This window comes from Streptomyces sp. NPDC014864, from assembly GCF_043081525.1.
Lineage (GTDB): Bacteria > Actinomycetota > Actinomycetes > Streptomycetales > Streptomycetaceae > Streptomyces.
Genome location: NZ_JBIBWT010000015.1, coordinates 13,594 through 38,062, shown reverse-complemented (window position 1 = coordinate 38,062; position 24,469 = coordinate 13,594). Strand labels below are relative to the sequence as shown.

General features: G+C 73.4%; 21 protein-coding genes and 1 pseudogene. 17 read left to right on the top strand and 5 right to left on the bottom strand.

Features of this window, described 5'->3' with window-relative positions:
* Window positions 1-93 precede the first annotated feature (93 nt).
* Window positions 94-1,767 carry an L-lactate permease gene (locus ACF1A5_RS25035; RefSeq protein ID WP_392195105.1) on the top strand — a complete coding sequence of 558 codons (1,674 nt, stop codon included), beginning with the start codon at window positions 94-96 and terminating at the stop codon, window positions 1,765-1,767.
* Window positions 1,768-1,881: 114 nt separating this feature from the next.
* Here ACF1A5_RS25035 and ACF1A5_RS25030 read toward each other — a convergent pair whose 3' ends face one another.
* Window positions 1,882-2,619 carry a FadR/GntR family transcriptional regulator gene (locus tag ACF1A5_RS25030; RefSeq protein WP_392195104.1) on the bottom strand — a complete coding sequence of 246 codons (738 nt, stop codon included), beginning with the start codon at window positions 2,617-2,619 and terminating at the stop codon, window positions 1,882-1,884.
* Window positions 2,620-2,976: 357 nt separating this feature from the next.
* On the opposite strand from ACF1A5_RS25030, the gene ACF1A5_RS25025 reads away from it, so the two are divergent.
* Window positions 2,977-3,564 carry a class I SAM-dependent methyltransferase gene (locus ACF1A5_RS25025; protein ID WP_392195103.1) on the top strand — a complete coding sequence of 196 codons (588 nt, stop codon included), beginning with the start codon at window positions 2,977-2,979 and terminating at the stop codon, window positions 3,562-3,564.
* Between the two features lie 215 nt (window positions 3,565-3,779).
* Window positions 3,780-4,769 (top strand): mechanosensitive ion channel family protein, encoded by a 990-nt coding sequence (locus tag ACF1A5_RS25020; protein WP_392195102.1) that lies wholly within the window; start codon window positions 3,780-3,782, stop codon window positions 4,767-4,769.
* Window positions 4,770-4,794: 25 nt separating this feature from the next.
* On the opposite strand, the gene ACF1A5_RS25015 is transcribed toward ACF1A5_RS25020, so the two are convergent.
* The gene (locus ACF1A5_RS25015) at window positions 4,795-6,528 is read right to left on the bottom strand and encodes a hypothetical protein (RefSeq protein WP_392195101.1); all 1,734 of its coding nucleotides are present in this window, start codon (window positions 6,526-6,528) and stop codon (window positions 4,795-4,797) included.
* Window positions 6,529-6,749: 221 nt separating this feature from the next.
* Here ACF1A5_RS25015 and ACF1A5_RS25010 point away from each other — a divergent pair, with 221 nt between their 5' ends.
* The 5 genes and pseudogenes from ACF1A5_RS25010 (at window position 6,750) to ACF1A5_RS24990 (ending at window position 10,785) form a co-directional block, all read left to right on the top strand.
* Entirely contained in the window at window positions 6,750-7,169 is a 420-nt protein-coding gene (locus tag ACF1A5_RS25010; protein WP_392195220.1) for a cell division protein SepF, read from the top strand.
* A gap of 90 nt (window positions 7,170-7,259) precedes the next feature.
* The gene (locus tag ACF1A5_RS25005) at window positions 7,260-8,543 is read left to right on the top strand and encodes an AAA family ATPase (protein ID WP_392195100.1); all 1,284 of its coding nucleotides are present in this window, start codon (window positions 7,260-7,262) and stop codon (window positions 8,541-8,543) included.
* A pseudogene (locus ACF1A5_RS25000) lies at window positions 8,540-8,875 on the top strand (nucleotide pyrophosphohydrolase); the annotation flags it as partial. The gene ACF1A5_RS25005 and the pseudogene ACF1A5_RS25000, both read left to right, overlap by 4 nt.
* Before the next feature lie 336 nt (window positions 8,876-9,211).
* Window positions 9,212-9,682 carry a DUF6099 family protein gene (locus tag ACF1A5_RS24995; protein WP_392195099.1) on the top strand — a complete coding sequence of 157 codons (471 nt, stop codon included), beginning with the start codon at window positions 9,212-9,214 and terminating at the stop codon, window positions 9,680-9,682.
* Between the two features lie 179 nt (window positions 9,683-9,861).
* Window positions 9,862-10,785 carry an LLM class F420-dependent oxidoreductase gene (locus ACF1A5_RS24990; RefSeq protein WP_392195098.1) on the top strand — a complete coding sequence of 308 codons (924 nt, stop codon included), beginning with the start codon at window positions 9,862-9,864 and terminating at the stop codon, window positions 10,783-10,785.
* Window positions 10,786-11,177: 392 nt separating this feature from the next.
* On the opposite strand, the gene ACF1A5_RS24985 is transcribed toward ACF1A5_RS24990, so the two are convergent.
* The 3 genes from ACF1A5_RS24985 to ACF1A5_RS24975 all read right to left on the bottom strand — a co-directional run bounded on the left by ACF1A5_RS24985 (window position 11,178) and on the right by ACF1A5_RS24975 (window position 15,528).
* Entirely contained in the window at window positions 11,178-11,582 is a 405-nt protein-coding gene (locus ACF1A5_RS24985) for a nuclear transport factor 2 family protein (RefSeq protein WP_392195097.1), read from the bottom strand.
* A gap of 15 nt (window positions 11,583-11,597) precedes the next feature.
* Window positions 11,598-12,563 carry an NAD-dependent epimerase/dehydratase family protein gene (locus ACF1A5_RS24980; protein ID WP_392195096.1) on the bottom strand — a complete coding sequence of 322 codons (966 nt, stop codon included), beginning with the start codon at window positions 12,561-12,563 and terminating at the stop codon, window positions 11,598-11,600.
* Window positions 12,564-12,678: 115 nt separating this feature from the next.
* A complete protein-coding gene (locus ACF1A5_RS24975) occupies window positions 12,679-15,528 on the bottom strand; it encodes an alpha/beta fold hydrolase (RefSeq protein WP_392195095.1) in 2,850 nt (949 codons plus the stop codon).
* 919 nt (window positions 15,529-16,447) lie between these two features.
* On the opposite strand from ACF1A5_RS24975, the gene ACF1A5_RS24970 reads away from it, so the two are divergent.
* The 9 genes from ACF1A5_RS24970 to ACF1A5_RS24930 all read left to right on the top strand — a co-directional run bounded on the left by ACF1A5_RS24970 (window position 16,448) and on the right by ACF1A5_RS24930 (window position 24,465).
* Window positions 16,448-17,239, top strand: coding sequence for a DNA-binding response regulator (locus tag ACF1A5_RS24970; RefSeq protein WP_392195094.1), 792 nt, complete (start codon window positions 16,448-16,450; stop codon window positions 17,237-17,239).
* A 33-nt stretch (window positions 17,240-17,272) separates the two neighbouring features.
* Entirely contained in the window at window positions 17,273-18,064 is a 792-nt protein-coding gene (locus ACF1A5_RS24965) for a LuxR family transcriptional regulator (RefSeq protein ID WP_392195093.1), read from the top strand.
* Between the two features lie 238 nt (window positions 18,065-18,302).
* A complete protein-coding gene (locus ACF1A5_RS24960; RefSeq protein WP_392195092.1) occupies window positions 18,303-19,217 on the top strand; it encodes an ACP S-malonyltransferase in 915 nt (304 codons plus the stop codon).
* 31 nt (window positions 19,218-19,248) lie between these two features.
* Entirely contained in the window at window positions 19,249-20,001 is a 753-nt protein-coding gene (locus ACF1A5_RS24955; RefSeq protein WP_392195091.1) for a thioesterase II family protein, read from the top strand.
* On the top strand, window positions 19,998-20,756 hold the full coding sequence (locus ACF1A5_RS24950) for a helix-turn-helix domain-containing protein (protein WP_356194317.1): 759 nt from the start codon (window positions 19,998-20,000) through the stop codon (window positions 20,754-20,756). The genes ACF1A5_RS24955 and ACF1A5_RS24950 overlap by 4 nt, the downstream gene beginning before the upstream one ends.
* A 131-nt stretch (window positions 20,757-20,887) precedes the next feature.
* Window positions 20,888-21,142 carry an acyl carrier protein gene (locus tag ACF1A5_RS24945; protein WP_356194314.1) on the top strand — a complete coding sequence of 85 codons (255 nt, stop codon included), beginning with the start codon at window positions 20,888-20,890 and terminating at the stop codon, window positions 21,140-21,142.
* 31 nt (window positions 21,143-21,173) lie between these two features.
* A complete protein-coding gene (locus tag ACF1A5_RS24940; protein ID WP_392195090.1) occupies window positions 21,174-22,439 on the top strand; it encodes a beta-ketoacyl-[acyl-carrier-protein] synthase family protein in 1,266 nt (421 codons plus the stop codon).
* On the top strand, window positions 22,436-23,587 hold the full coding sequence (locus tag ACF1A5_RS24935; protein ID WP_392195089.1) for a beta-ketoacyl-[acyl-carrier-protein] synthase family protein: 1,152 nt from the start codon (window positions 22,436-22,438) through the stop codon (window positions 23,585-23,587). The genes ACF1A5_RS24940 and ACF1A5_RS24935 overlap by 4 nt, the downstream gene beginning before the upstream one ends.
* Entirely contained in the window at window positions 23,584-24,465 is an 882-nt protein-coding gene (locus ACF1A5_RS24930; RefSeq protein WP_392195088.1) for a beta-ketoacyl synthase N-terminal-like domain-containing protein, read from the top strand. The genes ACF1A5_RS24935 and ACF1A5_RS24930 overlap by 4 nt, the downstream gene beginning before the upstream one ends.
* The last annotated feature ends 4 nt before the right edge of the window (window positions 24,466-24,469 follow it).

Here is a 24,469-nt window from a genome sequence, read left to right as displayed (position 1 = left end):
TACTGAGTCGGTCCTCCAGGCGCACCGACCCCCTGCCCTCACGAGCGGGACCTCGTGGTGGGGGTCTACGAAACTCGACGAGGAGTTACTCGCGTGGCCCCTACCCCACCGGCTGAACTCGCGGTCACCTTCACGCCCGACGTGACCGCCGTCGGCGGCAGCCTTGCCGCCACCGCCCTTCTCGGACTCGTTCCCCTGGCCGCCTTCTTCCTGCTGCTGATGATCGCCAAGCGGCCCGCATGGCAGTCCGCGCTCGGCGCGCTGATCGTGGCGCTGCTCGTCGCGGTGTTCGGCATGGGGATGCCGGTCCGGCTCGGCGTCCTGTCCGCCGCCCAGGGCCTGCTCTTCGGCCTCTTCCCGGTCATGCTGATCGTGGTCGCGGCCATCTGGTTCTACGAGCTGACCGTGATCAGCAAGCGCTTCGAGGACCTGCGCCGGGCCTTCAGCGCGGTGGGCCGCGGTGATCTGCGCGTACAGGCCATACTCATCGCGTTCTGCTTCGGTGGCCTGCTGGAGGCCCTGGCCGGCTTCGGCGCGCCCGTGGCGATCACCGCCGCCATGCTGATGGCGGTCGGTCTGCCGCCGCTGCGCGCGGCCGTCACCGTCCTGGTCGCCAACACCGCGCCGGTCGCCTTCGGCTCCATGGCCATCCCGATCACCACCGCGGGCAACCTCACCGGCATCCCGGCCGAGGACCTCGCCGCCGTCGTCGGCCGGCAGACCCCCCTGCTCGCGCTGTTCGTGCCGCTGCTCCTGCTCTTCCTCGTCGACGGCGTCCGGGGCGTGCGCCAGCTGTGGCCGATCGCCCTGGTCACCGGCGCCGTCTTCGCCGTCGCCCAGTTCTGGTGCTCCACGCACTTCGCCTACGAACTGACCGACGTCGTCGCCGCCCTCGCCGGGTTCGCCGCCGCCGTGACCATGCTGCGCCTCTGGAAGCCGAACACCCCCGCCGACCAGCGCTCCCAGGTCGAGTCGGAGCCGCTCACGCCGAGCCGCGTCGCGCTGGCCGTGCTCCCGTACGCGCTCGTGATCGTCGTCTTCGCGCTGGCCAAGCTGAACGCCGGCGGCCTCGACATGCCCACCCTGCTCGGTCGCTGGAACATCGAGCTGGAGTGGCCCGGCCTGTACGGCAACCTCCTCGCCGGCGACGGCTCGGCGGCAGGCAGCGCGATCTACAAGCTGGAAGTGCTCGGCAACCCCGGCACCCTGCTGATCGTCTCCGGCGTCCTGGTCACCCTCGTCTACCGGCTCACGAGCAGCGACCGCTACCCGATGACCGGCGGCATGGCCGTGCGGGCGGCCGGCTCGACGCTGAGGAACATGAAGGCCTCCATAGCCACCGTCGCCGCGGTCCTCGCCCTCGGCTACGTGATGAACCAGTCGGGCCAGACCGTCGCCATCGGCACCTGGCTGGCCGCCGCGGGCGGTGCGTTCGCGCTGCTCTCACCGACCCTGGGCTGGCTGGGCACCGCCGTGACCGGCTCGGACACGTCGGCCAACGCGCTGTTCGCCACCCTCCAGCAGGCCGCGGGCCAGAAGGCGGGCATCGACCCGCACCTGCTGGTCGCCGCGAACACCTCCGGCGGCGTGGTCGGCAAGCTGGTCAGCCCGCAGAACCTGACGATCGCCGCCACGGCCGTGGAAAGGCCGGGCAGCGAACACGTCCTGCTCCGGCGGGTCGCCAAGTACAGCCTCGCGCTGCTCGCGGCCCTGTGCGTGCTGGTGTATCTCCAGTCGCTGCCGGCGCTGTCCTGGATGCTGCCGTAGCCCGCGCGGGCGGGAACGGCGGGCCGGCCCGGGGCGTCCGCCCGGGGCCGGCCCGCACTTCAGGGGTGCGGGGGACCGCGCGAACCGCCCGGCTGCGGTGCGGCCTCCGCCCGGCTACAGGTCGGCCTCCGCCCGGTCGTCGACCAGAGTCCCGTGGAAGCCCCGGATGTGCTCCTCCACCAGATCGGCGGCCCCCGCCCCGTCCCCGGCCCGCACCAGCCGCAGCAACTCCGCGTGCTGCGCGTTGAGTCCGGCGGCGGTCGCGGTCCAGTCCTCCGCGTCCTCCTCCGCCTTGAGGATCAGCGTGCGCACGGACTCCCGGACCGCCGAGGTGAGCGTCGAGATGAGCCGGTTGCCCGAACTGCGGGCGATCAGTACGTGGAACAAGGTGTCCAGCTCGTTGAACTCCGCCACGGTCAGGCCCGGCTCCCGCATCCGCGCGAGCACCTGTTCCGCCTGCGCCAGGTCGTCCTCCGAAGCCCTGCGCGCGGCGGCCTCGAAGCTCGAGCGCTCCAGGGTGACGCGGGCCTCCAGGACGTCCTGGAGGTCGTAGCTGCCGAGCGCCAGATGCAGGCGCAGCAGGCGCCCGAGCGCGTCGTCGGGGTTGCGGACGATCCGGGCACCCGCGTCCGGCCCCCGGCCCGCGTGGGCGACCAGGACACCGATCGTCTCCATGACCCGCAGCGCCTCGCGCAGCGCGGAGCGGCTCACGCCGAGGGTCGGGGCCAGCTCACGCTCGGGCGGAAGGCGGTCTCCGGCCTTCAACTCACCGGCGAGCACCCGCTCCTCGATGCTTTCGAGCACGAGCTCATGCGTGCGTGACTGCCGCACCGGACGCCACTCGGCTGTCATCGCCACCTCCCCGACTCGCTTTCCGTAGCAACTATGTCACAGCGCTATGAGGTCGGACCTCTCGGAAGGCTGAGTGTCCGCCCGTACGGGGCTGTGGGCTGCCGCGGGCATGAGCACGGCAGGGCATCGGCCGTCGTGGCCGATGCCCTGCCGCTCGCTCGCGCGGTTCGGTGCGGGGAGTTCCGCTGCCGGACCGCCTACAGGCTGGGGGCGGACTCCGGTCCGACGTCACCGTCCGGGCGGCGGGAGCGCGGGCTCCTCGTCCTTGGCGGAGTCGTAGCGTTGAGGCGGGCCGGCCGGTCCGGTCCGCCGCACCGGCAGGAAGGACGTGGCGGACCCAGACAGCGAGGAGGAGACATGGACGCGGACGCCTGGGACGAGCGTTACCGGGCCGCGGAGCGCGTGTGGTCGGCCGAACCGAACCGGTGGGTGGCCCGGGAGACCGCCGGACTGCGCCCCGGGCGCGCGCTGGATCTGGCGGCGGGGGAAGGCCGTAACGCCGCGTGGCTGGCGAGCCGGGGCTGGCGGGTCGACGCGCTCGACTTCTCCCCGGTCGCGGTGCGCCGGATCGAGGAAGCGGCCGGGCGGTACGAGGGGGCGGTGCGGGCCGCGGTGGCCGATGTCACCCGGTACACGCCCGAGGAGGCCGCCTACGACCTGGTCCTGATCTCCTACCTCCATCTTCCCCCGCCGGAGATGGACCGGGTGCTGGAGAGCGCCTGCCGTGCCGTGCGGCCCGGTGGCACGCTCATGCTGGTCGGCCATGACGCCGACAACCTGGAGCACGGCACCGGCGGTCCGCGGGACGCACGGGTGCTGTCCAGCGTCGAACGGGTGCGGGCCGTGTGGGAACCGTGCGCCGATCTCGTCGTGGCCGAGGTGGCCCGCCGTCCGGTCGGCGACGCCGTGGCCCTCGACACGGTGGTCCGCGCCGTCCGCCACTGAGCCCGAGCGCCCGCGCCACCTCCCCACGGCCAGCGCGGCCCGCCGCGCCGACCCCATTGCGGTGCGAGGTGAGCTGCCCGGCCCCGCGGCGAGCAGGAGGCGCATCCCCATCGGGCCGGACCGCGGGCCCGTTCGGTGTCATGACCGCTCGTGGTTGTGGGTAGGCGCGGACGACGTCAGCGCAACACCCTTCCAGGAACGGAGCCCACGATTTCATGGCGTACCCACCTGACCTGGCCGGTGCCGCGAACGCGGCCGTCGCGATGCCCCGTTGGATCGGCGACCACACCGCTGCCCTGATCGGGATCCCGCTGCGGATCGCTCTGATCGTCATCGTCGTCGCGCTGGTCAGGATGCTGGCGAAGCGGGCGATCACCCGTGTCGTCCAGCACATCCTGCAACCCGCCGAGGAGGGTGCCCAGGAGGTACGCCGCAGGAGCGGCCGGGGGCCCGCGGTGCTGCACCGCGACAGCAGCCGGGCCGGCGAGCGGCGCCAGCAGCGCGCGCAGACCATCGGCTCCGTCCTCAGCAGCGTCGTCTCCATCGTGCTCTTCGCGGTCGGCGTCGCCATGGTGCTCGACCAGATCGGCATCGCCCTGGGCCCGGTGCTCGCCAGCGCCGGTGTGGTCGGCCTCGCGATCGGCTTCGGCGCGCAGAACCTCGTCGCCGACTATCTCTCCGGCATGCTCATCATGATCGAGGACCAGTACGGCGTCGGCGACTCCGTCGACCTCGGTGAGGCCGTGGGCGAGGTCGAGCACGTCGGCCTGCGGCTGACCCATGTCCGCGACCTCAACGGCGGTCTGTGGCACATCCGCAACGGCGAGATCCAGCGGGTCCGCAACGACAGCCAGGAGTGGGCCCGGGCCGTCCTCGACGTCGCCGTGGCCTACGAGGCGAACCTGGACGAGGTCTACCGGGTCCTGGAGGAGACCGGACACGCGATGCGGCAGGATCCGGCGTTCGCGGGCGTGCTGCTGGAGGACCCCTCGGTGTGGGGAGTGCAGTCCCTGGACGCGGACGGCGTGCTGGTGCGCCTCGCGGTCAAGACGGTGCCGCTCAAGCAGTGGGGGGTCACCCGCGAGCTGCGCCGCCGGGTCAAGGAGGCCCTGGACGCGGCGGGCATCGACATTCCGTTCCCCCAGCGGACCATCTGGCTGCGCAAGGACGACGGCACCACCACCTCCCTCGCCGAGCTGCGCTGACCGGGCGGGCCCGTCCGGCGCACCGTCATCCCCGCCGCCGCGCCGTCAGCCGGATGTCCTGGCTCGACAGGGTCTGGGGCACGGCCGTGAAGGCGCGCAGACGGATGCGGGCGCCGGGGCGGGGGACCGGATACCGGCCGCCGGGAGCCCGTAGTTCGACGCGGGCGGTGGTGTGCGCGGGGATCTCGGCCGGGCCGTGCGCGAGGGGCCAGTAACGGGTCGTCGCCTGGCCCGTGGTGAGCATGAAGTGCGGGGCCAGGGTGCTGTCGCCGGTGTTGGTGACCTGGAGGGCCAGCCCGGTGACGTACGCGGCGGAGGCCCTCCGCACCGACGTGACCCGCATGGCCAGCGGCGGGCGGCCCGTCGCGGCCACGGTCGCGCTCACCAGCGCGGGCAGGAGCAGGAGGACGGCCGCGGCGATCCGGGCCGGCCGGCGGTGCCGGCCGGCCAGCGGGCGCGGGCGGGGCTGCCAGGCCCCGGCGAACTCCGACGGGGGCGCGGTGACCGCGGCCGCGAGCCACAGCGGCGCCATCATCAGGTAGTAGCCGTCCTGGGACCGCGTCGCCACGAAGAAGGCACACCAGGGCAGGACGGTCGCCGCCGGTCCCAGACGCCGGACGAAGAGCACGAAGACGGCCAGCAGGGCCGCGGCCAGCAGCAGGCTGGCGTGCGCGTACCAGTCCAGGCGGTCGCTGCCGTCGGTGAGGTACAGCGAGACGCCCACCAGGCCCTGCCCGTGCAGCACCGCGCCCTGCGTCAGCGGCAGCGCGATGCCCGACAGCCAGGTGCCCGGCTCGCGCACCACGAAGTAGGTGTCGACCAGCAGCCACACGGTGACCGCGACCGCGGTGACCCGCAGCACGACCAGCCCGGCCCGCCGGGGGCCCAGTTCCCCGCGGCGCACCGCGTAGATCCCGGCCAGCAGGAACGGCGTGAGGAACCAGGGCAGTTGCTGCGCCGCGCAGGCCGCGCCCAGGCAGGCGGCCCGCGTCAGGCCCGCCGGGCCGAGCCGTCCGCCCCGCCCGATCCGGGGCCAGCGCACCACCACCGGCACGAGCAGGGCGAGGGCGAGGATCGCCGGGTAACCCTGCCGCCCGTAGGTCGGCAGGAACCCGAAGCCGAGGCACACCATGGTCGCCGCCGACCGCCACGGCACCGGCAGCATCCGCCACAGCACGACCGCGCCCGTGACGAGCGCCCCGGTGCCCATCGCCGTCGCGGGTGCGCCGCCGTGCCCCAGCCACAGCAGCGGAGCGGTCAGCCAGATCGCCAGCGGGGGATAGCCGTACGTGAAGTCATAGCCGCCGTGCACCGTCGGAGTCAGGGCGATGTGGCGGGCGTGGAAGAGCCAGGGCCACGGCCGGCCGTAGACCGGGTGCCCGGCGGTCAGTTCCCGGGCGGCCTGGGTGGTGAGCACCGCCTCGTCGCCGCCCGCGTGGTTCATCGCCCACGCGCACAGGACGAGCGCCACCGCCGTCGCCAGCACGCACAGGTCCAGCCGGGCCAGCGACCGCGCCCGGCGCACCACCAGGGCGAGCACCCCGCACCCCAGGATCGAGGCGTAGCAGAGCGAGATGACCGCGGCTACGGGCAGCCGGTGCGATGCGGCCTGCGTCCACACCGCCCGGGTGCCGATGAACAGGCTGATGTCGGCGAGCAGGGTGAGGACGCGGTGCCACTGAGCGGGGGCTTCCGGGGCGGACACCGGCGGCCGGGTCGGCCGGAAGGGTGCCGCCGACTGCTTCTCTGCCAAGTGCACGGCACCGGACGCTAACCGCGGTCGGTGAGCGGGTCGTGACAGGAGATGAAAAGTCCGGTGTGAGGCCGGTAAGAAGCCATGTTCGGCCCGTAACCACTTCAACACGGCGTCAGGGCCGTTCCGGACACGCGGCGGTGGAAGGGGGCGGGACAGTTCGTCGCGCACCGTGTCGCTGTTCGGCCGAACGGGTGACTTGGCGTAAGAATTGACTGGTGCATGCGATGAGGTACGAGTCAGGTCAGGGGGAGCCGGTGAACAGCCACGACGTCACCGATGAGCAGTGGGAGGGGCTCGCCCAGGTCGTTCCGCTGCGCGGCCGGGACGCCTGGCCGTCCGCGGTGGACCACCGGGTGCGGCCCGACGCGGAGACGGAGACCCGCCGCCGTTTCGTCGTCCTCCGGGTCAATGTGTTCGCGGACGCCCGCGACGTGGCCGAGACACTGATGGCGGGTGTCCCGGTGCTGCTCGACCTCACCGGCGCCGAGACCGGGGTCGCCAAGCGGGTCCTGGACTTCAGCACCGGGGTGGTCTTCGGGCTGGCGAGCGGGATGCACCGCGTCGACCGCAACGTGTTCCTGCTCACGCCGCCCGGCACCGAGGTCAGCGGGCTCATGGAGGGCGCGGCGGTCCCCGGCGTCTAGGGCAGGTCCTCGCGGGGGCGTCCCCCGATCGTAGGAAGATCCCCCGGGCGGAACGGTTCGTCCCACGCGGGCTCTCCTACCGTCCGGGACATGACCGTGTCACCCGCGTCCGCTCCCACCCCGCCGTCGTCCCCCACGCCGGGAGCGGAGCCGGCCTCCCCGGCCTCCCCGGCCTCTCCAACTTCCCCGGCTTCCCCGGTCTCTCCGGCTTCCCCGGCGTCCTTGGGCGGCCCCGAGGAGCGTCTGGCCCGAGAAGAGCGCCCGACCCGCCCGTGCGTCACCGAACTGCGGCTTTCCGCGTTCGCCGGGCACCGCGGCGCGCGCCTTCCGCTCGGGCCGCTCACCCTGCTCGCCGGGCCCAGCGGATCCGGCAAGACCAGCGCGCTCACCGCGTACGAGGCGCTCGCCCGCCTCGGCGGCGGCGCGGAACTCGGCGCGGTCTTCCCCGACCCGGTCGCCTGCGTGCCCGAACGGGCCCGGCCCGACGCCCAGCGCCGCCGCGGCTTCCGCATCGGCTGCACCGTGGACGGCCCCGAGGGGCCGGTCCGGCTGGACGTCGCCGTCCAGGCCGAGCCGGAACTGCGCATCGTGGGCGAGCGGCTGACCGGCGGGGGGCTGGTCCTGCTGGAGAGCGCCCTGCGCGATCCGGGACGGCGCACCGTGCAGGCCGCCTGGCACACGGCGGGCTCCTCGCCGGTCACCCGCGCGCCGCTGCCCGACGACCGGCTCGGCACCGCGCTGCTGCCGCTGCGGGTGGCCGGGAAGACCGACGGACAGCGGCAGGTGATCGCCGCGGCCGAGCAGGCGGTGGTGGCCCTGCGGTCGGTGTTCGCTTGCGACCCGTCGCCCGCCCGGATGCGCGAGCCGGTGCCGGCCGGCGCCGGGCGGCTCCTGCGCGGCTGCGACAACCTCGCCGACGTGCTGTGGCGCACCCGCGCCGAATGCGGGCGGCGCCACGCCCGGCTCGTGGCGGCGGTGCGCGCGGGCTGCGCCGGTCCGGTGGCGGACGTGCTCGCCGAGCCGGTGGACGGCGGGCTGGTCCGGGCGGTGCTGGACCGCGGGGACGGGGTGCGCACCGGGTTCGAGCGGCTGGGCGACGGCGAACTGCGGTACGCGGCGCTGGCCCTGGTGCTGCTGACCGGGCCGGGCGTGCTGGAGGTCGACCCGGCGGGCGAGGTGCCCGCCGCCCTGCAGACCCTGACGGTCCTCGCCGACGGATTCGGCCGGGGGCTGGACCCCGGGCAGCGGGACGGACTGCTGCGGCTGGCGGCGCAGATGTGCGCACGCGGGCACATCCGGCTCACCGCCGCGATGAGCGACGCGTCGGGGGCCGCCGGGGTGCCCGGGGCGAGGGTGGTAGACCTGGTGCCGTGACGAAGGACTCCGAGCGGCCGCTGGACGTGGCCGGGTTGCAGGCCCGGCTGGCCGCGTTCGCGGACGCACGCGGCTGGCAGCCGTACCACACCCCCAAGAACCTGGTCGCGGCGCTGAGCGTGGAGGCCTCCGAACTGGTCGAGATCTTCCAGTGGCTGACGCCCGAGGAGTCGGCCCGCGTCATGGGCGACCCGGAGACCGCGCACCGGGTGACGGACGAGGTGGCGGACGTCCTCGCCTATCTGCTCCAGCTCTGCGAGGTGCTCGGCGTCGACCCGCTGGTGGCGCTCGACGCGAAGATCGACCGGAACGAGCGGAGGTTCCCGGTGCCGGGGGAGCCGGGGTCCACGGACGCCCCCTCAGCTCCGGGCGCCCTGGGGACTCCGGGCGCTCTGGACGCCCCGGGCGCCACCGGCGCTCCGGGCGACGCCGAGGGGGCTTGAGCCTGCCCGGGTGGGTGCCTTAAGCCTGCCAGGGTGGGCGACTTGAGGGGAATTACGGGCTCCGCTATCACTCTCCGGAGTCGTCAAGCTGTCCGCTACCGATTTGTTGTCCGCAGATTTCCGTCTTCCTCTGGCTTTTCGTCCCATCGACCTTCACTCTGGGTAGTGGACAGCGGAGTTCGGGCGGACGTGCGATGAGCACGTCGGGAGAGACGGGGACAGCGCATGGATGCGGTGCGGCTCATCCTGGCGAGCAGATGTGCCCTGGCGGGGAGCGGTGACGCCTCCGCGACCCTGACGGAGGTGTGGCAGGCGCAGGCACTCGCCCAGGCGATAGGAAGCCGGCTCGCGGTCTCGGGTCCGCCCGAACTGCGGGGGGAGGCACTGGGGTTGACGGAACTGGCGGGCCGGGGCTGCGGGGTGCTGGACGTGCCGCACCTCGACCCCGGGGACCTGCGGGCGGCCCAGCTGACCGAGCTGGACGACGCCCGCGAGGCCCTGCTGTGCCTGGACGGCCTGCTCGGCGACGTCGGCATATCGCTGGTGGGCGTGGCCAGCTCGGCGGTCGACGAGGGCGTGTACTGGCAGTGCATGGAGGCGATCGACGCGGCGGACGAGTCCCGGGACCGGGTCCGCGAGATGCTGCGGAAACTGGCGGCCCGCGAGGAGGCGCTGCCGGAACGGGAGCCCGGCTAGGCCCAATGCCGGTGACTTTGCCGCCTTCCAGAGCTCGGCCGTGAGGGTACAGCCGCAGGTCAAAGGCTTGCGCGCGCCGTTAAGTCAGTGGCATTGCGGCTAGGCCCTCTCTTTTCTGGGTGCCGGAACGCGAGCCCCGCCGGCGCCGGAACGGGGGCCCGGTCGGGCAGGATGGAGACATGGATCTTCGCATCTTCACCGAGCCCCAGCAGGGGGCCTCCTACGACACTCTGCTCGCCGTGGCGAAGGCCACCGAAGACCTCGGGTTCGACGCCTTCTTCCGCTCGGATCACTATCTCCGCATGGGCAGCGGGGACGGCCTTCCCGGGCCCACCGACGCCTGGATCACCCTGGCCGGACTCGCCCGCGAGACCAAGCGCATCCGGCTCGGCACGCTGATGACCGCCGGCACCTTCCGGCTGCCCGGAGTGCTCGCCGTCCAGGTCGCCCAGGTCGACCAGATGTCCGGCGGTCGGGTCGAACTCGGCCTCGGCGCGGGCTGGTTCGAGGAGGAGCACAAGGCGTACGGCATCCCCTTCCCCAAGGAGAAGTTCGCCCGCCTCGAGGAACAACTGGCCATCGTCACCGGCCTGTGGGCCACGGAGGTCGGCAAGACCTTCGACTTCCACGGGACGTACTACGACCTCACCGGGTCGCCCGCGCTGCCGAAGCCCGCGCAGGCCCGGATCCCGGTGCTGATCGGCGGGCACGGCCCGACCCGCACGCCGAGGCTCGCCGCCCAGTACGCCGACGAGTTCAACATGCCGTTCGCCTCCGTCGAGGACAGCGAGCGCCAGTTCGGCCGGGTGCGGGCCGCCGCCGAGCAGGCCGGCCGCGGGCCCGACGCCCTGATCTACTCCAACGCCCTGGTGGCCTGCGTCGGCCGGGACGACCAGGAGGTCGCCCGCCGGGCCGCGGCGATCGGCCGCGAGGTCGACGAACTGAAGGAAAACGGTCTGGCCGGTTCCCCTGCCGAGGTCGTCGACAAGATCGGCCGCTACGCCGAGGCCGGCTCCCGGCGCATCTACCTCCAGATGCTCGACCTGCACGACCTGGACCACCTGGAGCTGATCTCGTCCCAGGTCCAGGCGCAGCTGTCGTAGCCTGCGCGGACACTGTCGCCCCCGGGCGAACGGCCGTCCCGGCCGCCTCGTACGAACGGCCGCCCCGGGTCGCCCCGGACCCGGCCACGACCGCCCCCGTCCCACCGGCCGGGGCGGTCGGGCGGGGGCGACTCGCCCGGCTCACCATGCGGTGCCCTCCCGCCGGCACACGGGTGTTCCGCCCAGGGCGGCCGCACGCGGGGCGGTGAGGGTCGGCAGGGAGGCGGCGAGCGGGGTGCCGGGCAGGTCGGCGAGGTCGAACCAGCCGTGCCCGTCGTGCTCGGGGCCGACCCGGACGGCCGTACAGGACCCGCCCGGGAGCGTGCCGCCGTGGAAGACGGGCCGGACCCGCGGGGCGCCCGGCAGGGCCCGGCGGCCGCCCGCGGCGCCGGTCAGCGTTCGATGAGGCGGTGGAACAGGACCGTGTCGAAGACGTCCTCCATCCGCACCGCCACGCCGTCGCGCAGCGTCCAGGAGTGGATGAACGGCAGGGTCTGCGTGGCGCCGCGCACCGAGGTGACCTCCCGGACGCCGAACACCACCACCCGGTCGCCGGCGGACACGAACTCCTGCGGCTCCAGGCGCATTCCGCCGAGCACGGTGGGCACATGGGCCAGGAACTCCTTGACGCCCGCGTGGCCGCGCTTGGTGCCGCCGAGGCCGTACTCGGCCATGCCGTCCGGGTGCACCCACTCGACGTGCGGGTCCAGGGTGTCCAGCAGCGCGCCCACGTCGCGGGCGTGGAAGGCCTGGTAGGCGCGCTGGATCAACTGCAGATTGAGGTCGGTCCTCGCCATGCCGGTCGTCCTTTCTCAGGCTCCGAGGTGGTCCGGGTGGAGGGCGCGCAGGGTGCGCTCGATGCCGTCCCGCCAGCCGATGCGGCAGGGGCCGGTGAGGCTGCGGCGCAGGGTGGGGTCGAACTGGTAGGTCTCCCGGGTGACCGCGCTCGGCACGAGGTCGGCCCGCACGCCGGTGAGCGCCTCGATGTGCCGGACGCAGTCGGTGACACCGACCCCCTCGTCACCGCCCCAGTTCACCAGCGTCGCCGGGGTCGCGGCCGCCCGCCACAGACGGGGGACCTGGTCGACGAGGTCGTCGGTGTAGAGCGGCGAGCACCAGTTCTGCCCCCGCAGCGGTACGGCGATGGGCTCCCCGGCCAGCATCCGGCGGAAGTACAGCATCGGCACGCCGCCGTAACCGCCGGGCCCGTAGGCGATGTTGAGGCGGGCAATGGTGGTGGGCAGGCCCAGCACCTGGGCGAAGGCGCGCACCGCTCCCTCGGTGGCGAGCTTGCCCATGGGGTAGGCGGGCAGCCAGTCGGCGGCGCCGTCGACCGGGTCGTCCTCGGTGTACCGGTGGTCCAGGGTCTGCCGCCGGTACAGGGCGCCGGTCGAGACGTACAGGAACGCCTCGGCGGTGCGGCAGTGGCTCATCAGACGGCCGGTGGCCACCGCGTTGATCTCCGCGGTGGCGTTGAAGTCGCCGTCCTCGCCGCGCCGCACGGCCGAGTGCATCACGTGCGTGAAGTCCTCCGGCAGGCCCTTGAGCGCGTCCGGCGACGGGTCGGCCATGTCCCACCGCCAGGTGGTGACGCCCCTGTCCCGGAGCGCGCGCTCGACGGCCTGGTCGCCGAAACGGCCCAGGCACCACACGTCGTTGTGCTCGGCCAGCGCCTCCGCGACCGGTCTCGCGACCTGACCGGTGCCGCCGGTGATCAGGATTCTGGTGCCGCGCGGCGCGGGCGGGGCCTGCGGCGTGATCGGTCGGTACGGGGTCATCGGTCCTCCGGGGTCTCGCGTCCTGTGGCGGCGTGGGGTCCTGCGGTGTCGTGGGGTGCTGCGGTGTCGTGGGGTGCTGCGGTGTCGTGGGGGTCGGCGGTCTCGGGCCGCGGGGTCACCGAGCGTCTCCGCGCCGGTCCGCGAGGGCGTCCGCCTCGGCCAGCCGGTGGTCCAGCTCACGGCGCAGGATCGCCTGGAAGTCCGCCACGTGCCGTGGGCTCATGAGGGTGTAGTGCTCGCCGGGCACCTCGATGTAGCGGTTGGGCTCGGTGGTGAACTCGTCCCAGCGGCGAAGTTCGTGGTCGAGCCAGTCCTGTTTCGTGCCGCGCAGCGGGATCGCGTAGAAGACGCTCATCGAGCGCACCGAACCGCTGGGCCGGTAGCCGCGCCCGAGGTCGGTGAGCGCGTCGGCGAGCTCGGCCCAGGCGGCGAACTTGGCCGCGTCCAGGTCGAGTTCGGCGAGCCGGCCGGCGGGTGCCAGCGCGATCAGCCGGGCGATCTGCTCCTCGCGGGGGAGGTGGCGCAGCAGGCGGGGGAGTTCGAGGCTCTGCTTCTTGTCGATCAGCGCGAGGAAGAAGGCCAGGTTGGCGGCCGTCTCGACGAAGTCCAGTTCCTCCATGCGGTACTTGATGTGCGGCGGCAGGTTGAAGCTGCCGACGAAGTCGACCCGTTCGCCGCGCGCCCGGAGCACCTTGGCGATCTCGAAGGCGACCGCGCCGCCGTACGAGTAGCCCGCCACCGCGTACGGCCCGTGCGGCTGCTGCCGCTGGATGGCGTCCGCGTAGCAGTCCACCATCTGCTCGAAGGTCGCGAAGGGCTTCTCGCCCTCGTTGAAGCCCCGGGCCCGCAGCGCGTAGAACGGGCGGTCTCCCACGAAGTACTTGGCGAGGTTGACGAAGACCAGGACCTCGCCGACCCCGGGGTGCACGCAGAACAGCGGGGTCTTGGTGCCGCCGGTCTGGAGCGGCACCAGCGGGTCGTACGCGCGGGCGCCGGGCGCGGTGTGCTCGTCGAGCCGCGCGGCCAGGGCCCGGACCGTGGGCGCGGTCAGGACCGTGACGACCTCAAGGCCCCGCACGCCGAGCCGCTCGGCGACCCTGCCGCGCAGCCGCAGGATGTCCAGCGACGTGCCGCCCAGGTCGAAGAAGTTGGCGGTGGCGCTGACGGAGCCGGGGTCGGCGTCGAACAGTTCGGCGTAGATGCCGGCGAGCACCCGCTCGGTCTCGCCCTCGGGGGCCGTGTGACCGCCCAGCATCCGCAGGGTCAGCTCGTCGGCGGCCCGGCGCTCGGCGTCGTACGCGCCGGACTCCAGGCGCTGCCGCATCAGGGAGCGCTGGATCTTGCCGAGGCTGGTCTTGGGGAAGGCGTCCGCGGGCAGCGGCAGCACGAGCGCGGGACGGAAGCCCCAGTGCATCACCACCGTGCTGCGGATCGCCGTGATCAGCCGGTGCAGCGCGGCGTCGTCGGCGCGGGCGCCGGTTTCGGCGTCCGGGGCGGTTCCGGCGGTGCGGGTGAGTCCCGCTTCCGGGGCGAAGGCGATCACGAGCTGCTCGGTGTCGCTGCCGGACGGGCGGACGGGGAAGGCCGCGACATGGGAGCGGGACACCCCCTCGAGCCGTTCCAGGGCGGACTCCACGTCGTGGCTGAAGTAGTTGACGCCGTTGACGATGACGCTGTCCTTGCTGCGGCCGACCAGCGTCAGCCGTCCCCCGTCGAGGCGACCCAGGTCGCCGCTGCGGAACCAGCCGTCGGCGCTGAACGCCTCGCGGGTGGCCGCCGCGTTGTTGTGGTAGCCGCGGGTGATCATGGGGCCCCGGAGCTGGAGTTCGCCGACCTCGCCCTCGGGCAGCGGACGGTCGTCCGGGCCGGCGACGCGGATGTCCAGGCCCTCGACCGGTGTGCCCAGGTTGGCGAACTCGGCGCCCCGGTCGGCTTCGGGGAACGCCTTGCGGGAGTACACGCTGCCCGCGCAGGTCTCCGTCATCCCGAAGGCGGGCCACAGCGCGTCCCGGGCCAGCCCGTGGGGCGCGAAGCGGTCGAGGAACGCCTCGCCGGTGGCGACCACGACGGCCTCACCGCCGCTGATGATGTGCCGCAGCCGGGACAGGTCGAGCCGCTCGCCGGTCTCCCGCAGCCGCCCGGCCGCCGCGTTGACCAGACCGAGCAGGAAGTTGGGGGTGAAGGTCATCGTCACGCCGTGCCGGGAGATCAGCCGCAGGAACTCCAGCGGGTCGCCGAGCACGACGGGTGCCTCCACGTGGAGCTGGCGGCTTCCGGTGGACAGCGGGAGCAGATGGCACTCCAGCAGGGCGGCCACATGGTCGAAGGAGACCCAGTTCAGTGTGGTGTCCGCGGCGGTCAGCCGGTGGTGGCCGTTCTTGGCGGTCATGGAGGCCAGCAGATTGGCGTGGCTGAGGACGACCGCCTTGGAGTGGCCCGTGGACCCCGAGGTCAGCACGAGCAGGGCGGTGTCCTCCGGGGCGGCTCGGTGGAACGCCTCCGCGGGGGGCTCCTCCGCGTGGTCGAGGCTCTCCACGGTCACCACCGACAGGTCCCGCACCGACGGCAGTTCGGCGGTCAGGGCTTCGGTGACGACCACCAGCGGCCCGTCGAGCAGCTCGTTCACATGGGCCAGCTGGGCGCCCCAGCGTTCCCGGTCCCCGCGCAGCGGTGCCATGGGGCAGGGGACGAAGCCGCCGAGCACGGCCGCCCAGAACGCGGGCAGGAACTGCTGCGGGCGCTCCAGGATCAGCACGACGCGGTCGCCGGGGCGCAGGCCCTCGGCCCGCAGCCCGGTGAGCAGCCGGGCCGCTTCGGCGAGGAGCCCCGGATACGGCTGGTCGAGGTGGCCCGCGTCGGCCGGGCCGAGACAGTGGCGGACGCCGCAGGACGGGTGCCGCTCGGCGGCGTCGAGGAGCAGGTCGGTGAGGGAACGCGCGGTGCGGGTGCGGGAGGGGGAGTTCACGGTCGGCTGTCTCCTGGCTTCGGGGCGCGGAGGAGTCTCCGGGACGCGCCGGCGGATGCGGAAAGGGACGTGACTGCGACTGTGCTTCGGATGCCGTAGGGCGGGACTTCGGGTGCCGTGGGACGGGGCTTCGGATGCCGTACGGCGGGACTTCGGATGCCGTGGGGCGGCGCTTCAGGTGCCGTCGGACGCCGCTGCGGGCGCGGTCCGGGGACCGCATTCTCGGCCACCCGCAATTCCCCCGGGCGGTTGCCGGAATAGCCGGTGCGGGACCCGCACCGGGAGGGTGGCGCGCGCGATGAACTCCTCGCGAACATTGGCCGACCGCATTCGGTCCGCGCTCACCGGTTCCGTCTCTCCCAGTAGGTCGTGATCGTTCCTGCTGTACCGCCCGGCGCTCCGTCGCCCCCGTTCGACATCCGAATCCGCGGTGTCCGGAAGTGGCGTGATTGTGTACCGGGCAGCCCCCGTGTGGCTTGTGGTCACGCAGTCACCGTAGGCTTGGGCGTGGACGAACTGCGTTGCCGGTAACGGTGGTTGGCCGGAACCGGACAGACGTACGATGCGTCGTCGAGGGGGTGGCCGGCTCCACGACGGAAGCGGAAGCGGAAAGTCAACTTCTGTAGTCCGTGTGCAGCTTGCTGTCAGAGTGGCCGGAAAAAAGCCGTCCGTGCCGGGAAAAGCGGGACAGCGAATAAGAGTCCTCGCGATCTCCCCTGGGTGCGGGATTCGTTGACTGGTTCTGAGCCAGCGAACTAGTGTCGGAGCGGAGCCGACCCATGGATGCCGCACGCCGAAGAGCTTTTCCATTGAACAGTTTAAGACTCATGTTCTTGGTGCGGGGGCGAAGGGCCCGTCGGCTGCCGGCACGGGGTGTGCGAGGGCCTTGAGCAGGTCCCGGGAAAACAAGGGGGAGCAAGTGACAGGTGCTGTCATCGAATCATCGGGCGCGGAGGGCGCGGAGGGCGCGGAGGAACTCGCCCCAGGGGCCCATGCCGCGCATGTCGAGGAGACCCTGCTGCAGGCACGGGCCCTCATCGAGTCCACCGTCTCCCTCTACCGGAACCGGCCCTCCGGCGGCCCGGACGGGACGCACACCAGCGTCACGGCGCTGCGCGAGACCGTCGCCCAGCTGCTGGTCGACGCGCGTCACTCGGTCTGCATCGCCCTGTCCTCGGCCGACGAGTTCAGCGACACGGTGAAGGAGCTGCTGGCCGAGCGGGAACCGGGCCCGGTGGTCCGGCTGCTGTGCGCGACCGCGGTCGCGGACTGCTCCCTCGCCCGGCTCAGCGCGGCCCCCGGCTCCCGCTTCGAGATCCGCTGCTCCGAGGGAGAGCTGCGGGACGCGGTGGTGGTGGACGGGGCCCGGGCCCTGGTCCGCGCCGTCCCCGGCAACGGCGGAACCCAGGCGATCATGGTCACCGACACGGCCGCCGTGCGCGCGCTGGAGCTGCTCTTCGCCGGCACCTGGTCCCGCTGCCGGCGGCTCGACGAGCACCTCGCCCTCAGCCCGCGGCTGCACAGCGAGCTGACCCGCAGGATCCTGGAACGGCTGCGGGCCGGCCGGACCGACGACGCGGCGGCCCGCGAACTGGACGTGTCCCTGCGCACCTACCGCCGCCACGTCGCGGAGATCATGCGCGAACTCGGCGCCACCTCGCGCTTCCAGGCCGGAGCCCGCGCGGTGGAACTGGGGCTCATACAGAACTAGACGCTCAAAAAACGGGGAAACGGGGAGTACGAGGTGCCCAACGGGCCTGAGGACGAGTTGGAGCAGGCGCTCCTGCAGGTGCAGAACCTGATCGAGTCGACGGTGGCCATCCACCGCGACCGCAGCCTCCAGGAACAGCAGATCACCGTGGTCGACGGCGGCTACCGGGAAGTGCTCGCCCTGGCGGAGGAGTTCATTACGGGGGCGAGAAGGACCATCGACATCGTGCACGCCCGGATGCCGGGCTCCGAGGAGGAACCCGAGCGGGGCGAACTGACCGAGCGCCAGCTGATCTACCGTGCCGCCGAGTCCGTCTCGGCCCGGTTGCTGACCAGCCCCGCCCTGGTCGACGAGGACTTCGTCCACGAACAACTGGCCCTGGAAAGACCCGTGGCCATCCGCATCGCGCGGGTGCCGCCCCTCCAGGCGCTCATGGTCGACGGAACCGTCGCCCTCGTCGTCGCCGAGTCCGCCGTGGGCCGCCGCGCCTCGGTGATCCGGGCGCCTGAGCTGATGCACACCCTGCGCACCCTGTTCGAGAACGTCTGGCGCAACGCCGTCCCGGCGGGCGAGCGCATCGTCTTCGGCAACCGGGACCGCGGCGCCCTGGCCCGCCAGATCCTCGGCGCGCTCTGGGCCGGCGTCACCGACGAGGTGGCCGCCCGCGACCTCGCCGTATCCGTCCGCACCTACCGGCGCCACGTCGCCGAGATCATGGCGCTGCTCGGCGCCAACTCCCGCTTCCAGGCCGGAGTCAGGGCCGCGGAACTGGGCCTGCTGCCGCCCGCCGCCCCGCCCGGCGGGCCATCCTCCCGCCGTCCGTGACCGGCGCACTGGCAGCTTCCTGAAACTTTTGTTGCTGCCCCCGCGCACCGGCAGTTGTATGGAGCCCGAGGAAAGGGATTCGCCCCCGGAGGGGCACTAGGGAATTCCTTTCCCGGCGGCTTCCGAGAATCCCCCGCTCCTTGTGCCGCCGGTGAGCGGGGACCCGTGTGCCTTCATACCCGCACGGGTCCCCGCCCCTCCCCGGTGAATTCGCGCGGAAGGCGGGACCATGAGTCGCATGCCGATTGCCCTGCTGTTTCCCGGCCAGGGAACGCAGAAAGAGGCCATGGGTGAACCCTGGCGGAACACCCCGTCCTGGGAACTCACCCGGGACATCTCCGAGGTGACCGGGGAGGACCTCCCCGAACTCCTGCTGCGCACCCCCGGCGATCAGCTGCGCCGTACCGACCTGGCGCAGCTCGCCGTCTTCACCGTCTCGGTGGTCGCCCACGCCGAGGCGGTGCGCCGGGACGCGCTCGGCGGCCGGGCCGTCGCCTGCGCCGGGCACAGCCTGGGCGAGTACGCCGCCCTCGTCGCCGCCGGGGCGCTCACCGTGCCCGCCGCGGCCGCGCTGGTCGCCGCCCGCGGCCGGGCCATGCGCGGGGCCGCCGAGGACAAAGAGGGCACCATGGGCGTCCTCGTCGCCGCGCCCCTCGCGGAGGTGACCGCCCTGACCGGGCGGATGCGCGCGGACGGCTGCGAGGTGTGGGTCGCCAACGTCAACGCCCCCGGCCAGACCGTGGTGTCCGGCGCCGTCGAGGCCATCGACCGGCTCGCCGGCGAGGCGCCCTCCATCGGCGCCAAGCTGATCCGGCTCCAGGTCGGCGGCGCCTTCCACAGCCCGTACATGGCCCCCGCCGCCGACGCCCTGCGCGCCGCCCTGAAGGACACCGCCTTCGCGCCGGCCCACCTGCCGGTCGTGGCCAACGTGGACGCCGAGGCCCACGCCGGCGACTGCGACTGGCCCGACCTCGGCACCCGCCAGCTCACCTCCCCGGTGCTCTGGGAGCAGAGCGTGCGCACCCTCGTCGGCCCGCTCGGCTGCCGCCGCCTCGTCGAACTCGGCCCCGGCCGCACCCTGGCCGGGCTGGTCCGCCGGATCTCCCCGGACACCGAGGTCGTGTCGCTGGACGGGCCCGGCGCCCTGGACTGACCACTTCCACGCCGTCAGGAGACCACCCACCATGGCACTTGGCACCAAAAGCATCTGGCTGCGCCGGTACGCCGGCCCCGCGCCGCCCCGGCTGCGCCTGCTCTGCCTCCCGCACGCCGGCGGCTCGGCCGGCTTCTTCCACAGCTGGGGGCACGCCTTCGGCGACGACGTGGAGGTGCTCGCCGTCCGCTATCCCGGCCGGCAGGAACGCATCGCCGAGGAGCCCTTCACCCGTGTCGAGGACGTCGCCGACGCCCTCGCCGACGAGCTGTCGCCCTACCTGGACGTCCCGCTGGCCGTCTTCGGCCACAGCATGGGCGCCTCCATCGGATACGAGCTGGCCCTGCGGCTCCAGGCACGCCACCACACCGCCCCGGCCCTGCTGATGGTCTCCTGCCGCAAGCCCCCGCACCTGCTGACCCCGCGCACCGCGGCGCTCGCCGACGAGGGCGCGCTGATCGCCGAGGTCGGCCGGCTGGGCGGCACCGACGCCGCGCTCCTCGCCGACCCGGACCTGCGCGAGCTGGTGCTCCCCGCGATCCGCGCCGACTTCACCGCCGTCGCCCGCTACACCGCCCGGCCCGGTCTCCCGCTCGACTGCCCGGTGACCGGCTACGTCGGCGCGAGCGACCCGGACATCCGGGCCGACGAGGTCGCCGCCTGGGCGGGCCTCGCACCCCGCGGCTTCGACCTGAAGGTGCTGCCCGGCGGCCACTTCTACCTGGTGGACCAGCGCGCCGCTCTGGTCGCGGACATCCGCGCACGGCTGGCACCGCAGTGGTGAGCACCGCGACCCGGCCCGGGCAGACCAGCGGGGTGGGCGTACTCGACAAGGCGGCGGCGCTGCTCGACATCGTGGAGGGCGGCCCGGCCACCCTCGGCGACCTCGTCTCGTTCAGCGGCCTCCCCCGGCCGACCGTGCACCGCATCGCCCTCGCCCTGGAGCGGCTCGGGCTGCTCACCCGCGACCGGCACGGCCGCTGGGTGCTCGGGCCCCGGCTCGACGCCGCCGCCATCGGCGTGCACCACGACCGGCTGGCCGGGGCCGCCGGACCGGTCCTCGCCGAACTGCGCGCACGTACCGGTCTGGACGCCCGGCTCTACCGGCGCCGCGACGGCCTGCAGATCTGCGTCGCCGCCGCCGCGGACCCGGCCGGCCGGCCCGGCGCGGTGCCCGTCGGCGCGATCCGGCCCGCCTCCGCCGGCCCGATCGCCCAGGTGCTGCTCGCCTGGGCGGAACCCGACGAGTTGTACCAGGGCCTGCAGTCCGCGCGGTTCACCGCCGCGCAGCTCACCGTCGTACGCCGCCGCGGCTGGGCCTACGGGCCCGACGCCGTGCCGCCCGGCAGCGTCTCCTACGCCGTCCCCGTGTGCACCCGGGACGGGCGGATCGCCGCGGCCCTCGCCCTGACCGGGCCCGCCGCGCGGATGCCCGAGGCGCCCACGCGCCCGCTCGGGGGCGCCATGTTCGACGCGCTGGCGGGCCTCGCCGACGCGTTGCTGCGGCTGCGCGAGGAAATGCGCCCGGCCGGCTCCTGAGAACCACCGGCGCCTTGGCAGGTTGTTGCAGCCGCCATTGTCGCCGGGGAAGCTCCACCCGCACCATTCAAAGGCGATTGCAGAGCGCCGTCCGCGAATCCGCGGCGGCCCATTCGAAAAAGGGGAAAAGCGTGTCCACTCTCACGCGCGACGAGCGTCTGGAAACCATCAAGGAAATCGTCTGCGACATTCTCGAGATAGAGGAGGACGAGGTCACCGAGGTCAGCCTGTTCAAGGAGGATCACAACGCCGACTCGCTGCGCGCCATCGAGATTCTCGCCGCCCTGGAGAAGGAGTTCGGCGTCGTCATCAACCAGAGCGAGCTGCCGCGCATGGTGAACCTCAAGGGCGTCTACGAGGTCGTCGCGGAGCCGGCGGGCTGGTAGTCGGACCGCTCGCGCGGACTGGGAGGTTGGCATGACGACGGCAGTGAGCGGCCCCGGCCACGGACGGCCGGAGCGGCACCGGGTGGTCCTCACCGGACTCGGGGTGGTCTCCGGCATCGGACTCGGCGCGAAGGAGTTCCTCCAGGGACTCCGCGAAGGCCGCAGCGGTGCCCGGCCCATCACGGTGTTCGACACCGAGGGCTTCGCCCACGCGAACGGGTGCGAGATCACGGACTTCGACCCGCGGGACTGGATCAGCACGCTCGACGTGGAACAGCTCGGCCGGGCCGCGCAGTTCTCGACGGCGGCTGCCCGGATGGCCCTGGAGGACTCCGGACTCGACCTGACCTGGCTGCGCGCCCGGCGCGGGCTGATCTCCATCGGCACCACCGACGGCGAGAGTTACGACCTCGACCAGCTGGTCGAGGGCGAACTCGCCGACGGCACCGGCTCGTTCGACCCCGCGGCCGCCCGGCGGGTGCCGGCCGGGCGGCTGTCGGTGGCCATCGCCCAGGAACTGGGCCTGAGCGACGTGGAGGCGCTCACCATCCCCACCGCCTGCTCGGCGGGGAACTACGCCATCGGCTACGGCTTCGACGCCGTCAGCTCCGGCGAGGCCGACTTCGCCTTCTGCGGCGGCGCCGACGCCATGTGCCGCAAGACGTTCACCGGCTTCTACCGCCTCGGCACCATCGCCCCGGACCGCTGCCAGCCCTTCGACGTCGACCGCAAGGGCATCCTCACCGGAGAGGGCGCCGGCGTCCTCGTCCTGGAGCGGCTGGACTCCGCCCTGGAACGCGGCGCCACCATCTACGCCGAGGTCCTCGGCTACGGCCTCAACTGCGACGCCCACCACCAGGTGGCACCCGACCAGGACAGCGTCGCCGACCTCATGCGGCTCGCCCTGGACAACGCCGGTGTCGCCCCGCACGAGGTGGACCTCATCTCCGCCCACGGAACCGGCACCAGGGCCAACGACATCACCGAGGCGGGCGCCATCCGCCAGGTCTTCGGAGACAGGCCCCCGCGGACCGTCTCCATGAAGTCGATGCTCGGCCACACCATGGGCGCGGCCAGCGCGCTCGGCGCCATCGGCTGCGCCCTCGCCATCCAGAACCGCTTCATCCCGCCCACCATCAACCACGTCACCACCGACCCCGAGTGCGACGTGGACTGCGTGCCGAACCAGGCCGTCGAGGCCGACCTGAGGATCGTCCAGAACAACGGTCTGGCGTTCGGCGGCAACAACGCGGCGGTCCTGCTCGGCCGGTACGACGCGACCCGGGAGGCGTCATGACGAACCGTCCCGTCATCGGCATGGGGGCCGTCGCCGCCACCGGCTCCGGCGTCGGCGAGCTCTTCGACGCCCTGTGCCGCGGCACCAGCGGCCGCGCCGGGCTGCGCGGCTTCGACCGCAGCCGGTTCCGCGCCCAGCACGCCTACGAGGTCGACGACCGGCCGGTGCCCGGCCAGGACGTACCCGGACGCGCGACCCGGCTGCTGCTCGACGCGGTCGGGCAGGCCGCCGCCGACGCCGGCCTCGGCGACGACCTCAGCGGCATCCCCGTCCTGGTCGGCACCGGGCTGCGCGAGCTGCGCTCGATGGAGCTGTGGTGGCGCGACGGGTCCCCGTTCGCCGACTCCGGGCTGCACTTCGGCACCGGGCTGCGCGAACGCTTCAACGCCGACGTCACCCACACCTTCTCCAACGCCTGCTCCGCCTCGCTGTACGCGCTGGCCCTCGCCTCCGACCTGCTCGACCAGCAGGGGGACGGCGCCCCCGACACGGTGATCGTCGCCGGCGTCGACGTGCTGACCGAGTCGATGTACGGGCTGCTCGAACGCGTCCACCCTCAACCCCCGGACCAGGTCCGGCCCTTCGACCGCAACCGCACCGGCGTCCTGATGGGCGACGGCGCCGCCGCCGTCGTCCTGCGCCGCACCGACGAGGGCGCCCCGCAGGTCTACGGACGGCTGCGCGGCGTCGCCGTCAACTGCGACGCGTACCACGTCACCGCGCCCTCCCCGGACGGGATCGCCGAGGCCATGCGCGCCGCCCACCGGCTCGCCGGCGTCAAGCCGTCCGACATCGACCTGGTGATGCTGCACGGCACCGGCACCCTGCTCAACGACGAGGCCGAGGCCGCGGCCCTGCGCGAGGTGCTCGGCGACGACGCCTCCGTCCCGCTGATGACCGCCGTGAAGTCCATGACCGGCCACACCTCCGGCGCCTCCGGGCTGCTCAACCTGATCGTCGGCATCCGCGCCCTGCAGGAGGGCCGCGTCCCGCCGACCGTGGGCCTGGACGACCCGGTGGAGGAGGCCGCGCCGTTCCGCTTCGTCACCGGCGAGGCCGCGTCCGGGCGCGAGCTCGGAGTGGCCCAGCTCAACGCCTTCGGATTCGGCGGCATCAACGCCGTGGCCATTGTGGAGGGTCCCCGATGACACTGACACCAGCGACCGACTCCGCCGCCGTGGTGGTCTCCGGCGCCGCCGTGCTGCTGCCGGGCGCCGACACCGTACGGGCCCTGGCCGACGGGCCCGCCCCCGGCGGCGCGGCCGTCGAACCGGCCGACCACGTCGGCCGCAAGGGGCTGCGCTACAAGGACCGGGCCACCCAGCTCGGCTACGCCCTGACCGCTGCCGCGCTGCGCGACGCCGGGCTGCTCGGCGTGGACGGCCTGACCGTGCCCGCCGCGAGCACCGGCATCGTCGCCAGTTCCAACTTCGGCAACCTGGACACGGTCGCCCGGGCCCTCGACACCATCCGCGAGGAGACCGTCACCGCCACCAGCCCGATGGACCTGCCCAACGCCTCCAGCAACGTCATCGCCTCCTCGGCGGCCATCCGCTACGGGCTGCGCGGCCCCAACCTGATGGTCTGCAACGGCGAGACCTCCGGCCTCGACGCCGTGCACTGGGCCGCCACGATGATCGGGGCGGGCCGGGCCGAGCGGTTCCTGGTGCTCGGCGTCGAACCCGACAACGAGGTCGTGCGCCGCCTGCTCGGCGGCGCCCGCGCCGTCGACGGCGGAGCCGCGCTCGTCCTGGAGTCCCGCACCGCGGCCGCCGAGCGCTCCGCCACCGTCCGCGCCGTGCTCGGCCCGTACCGCAGGGGAGCGGACGAGCCGGGCGGCACGGCCCCCGGCTGGGAGCTGCCCGCGCACCTCGGCAGCGCCTCCGGCGCCCACGGGGTGCTCCAGATCGCCGCCGCCGTCGGCTGGTTCGACGCCGGCCGGCGCGAACCGGTGCGCGCGGTGGCGGGCGGCCCCGGCCACGACGCCGGCGCGGGTCTGCTGCTGCTCGCCCCCGAGGCGGCCTGACCGC

What these genes read in the sequence shown, in the direction of transcription:
- ACF1A5_RS25025 (WP_392195103.1), top strand. Translation starts at nt 2,977, where the DNA reads ATGGACGCGGACGCCTGGGACGAGCGTTACCGGGCCGCGGAGCGCGTG.
- ACF1A5_RS25030 (WP_392195104.1), bottom strand. Translation starts at nt 2,619, where the DNA reads ATGACAGCCGAGTGGCGTCCGGTGCGGCAGTCACGCACGCATGAGCTC.
- ACF1A5_RS24955 (WP_392195091.1), top strand. Translation starts at nt 19,249, where the DNA reads ATGGCACTTGGCACCAAAAGCATCTGGCTGCGCCGGTACGCCGGCCCC.
- ACF1A5_RS24930 (WP_392195088.1), top strand. Translation starts at nt 23,584, where the DNA reads ATGACACTGACACCAGCGACCGACTCCGCCGCCGTGGTGGTCTCCGGC.
- ACF1A5_RS24960 (WP_392195092.1), top strand. Translation starts at nt 18,303, where the DNA reads ATGCCGATTGCCCTGCTGTTTCCCGGCCAGGGAACGCAGAAAGAGGCC.
- ACF1A5_RS24940 (WP_392195090.1), top strand. Translation starts at nt 21,174, where the DNA reads ATGACGACGGCAGTGAGCGGCCCCGGCCACGGACGGCCGGAGCGGCAC.
- ACF1A5_RS24985 (WP_392195097.1), bottom strand. Translation starts at nt 11,582, where the DNA reads ATGGCGAGGACCGACCTCAATCTGCAGTTGATCCAGCGCGCCTACCAG.
- ACF1A5_RS24980 (WP_392195096.1), bottom strand. Translation starts at nt 12,563, where the DNA reads ATGACCCCGTACCGACCGATCACGCCGCAGGCCCCGCCCGCGCCGCGC.
- ACF1A5_RS25005 (WP_392195100.1), top strand. Translation starts at nt 7,260, where the DNA reads ATGACCGTGTCACCCGCGTCCGCTCCCACCCCGCCGTCGTCCCCCACG.
- ACF1A5_RS25010 (WP_392195220.1), top strand. Translation starts at nt 6,750, where the DNA reads ATGAGGTACGAGTCAGGTCAGGGGGAGCCGGTGAACAGCCACGACGTC.
- ACF1A5_RS24995 (WP_392195099.1), top strand. Translation starts at nt 9,212, where the DNA reads ATGGATGCGGTGCGGCTCATCCTGGCGAGCAGATGTGCCCTGGCGGGG.
- ACF1A5_RS25020 (WP_392195102.1), top strand. Translation starts at nt 3,780, where the DNA reads ATGGCGTACCCACCTGACCTGGCCGGTGCCGCGAACGCGGCCGTCGCG.
- ACF1A5_RS24990 (WP_392195098.1), top strand. Translation starts at nt 9,862, where the DNA reads ATGGATCTTCGCATCTTCACCGAGCCCCAGCAGGGGGCCTCCTACGAC.
- ACF1A5_RS24935 (WP_392195089.1), top strand. Translation starts at nt 22,436, where the DNA reads ATGACGAACCGTCCCGTCATCGGCATGGGGGCCGTCGCCGCCACCGGC.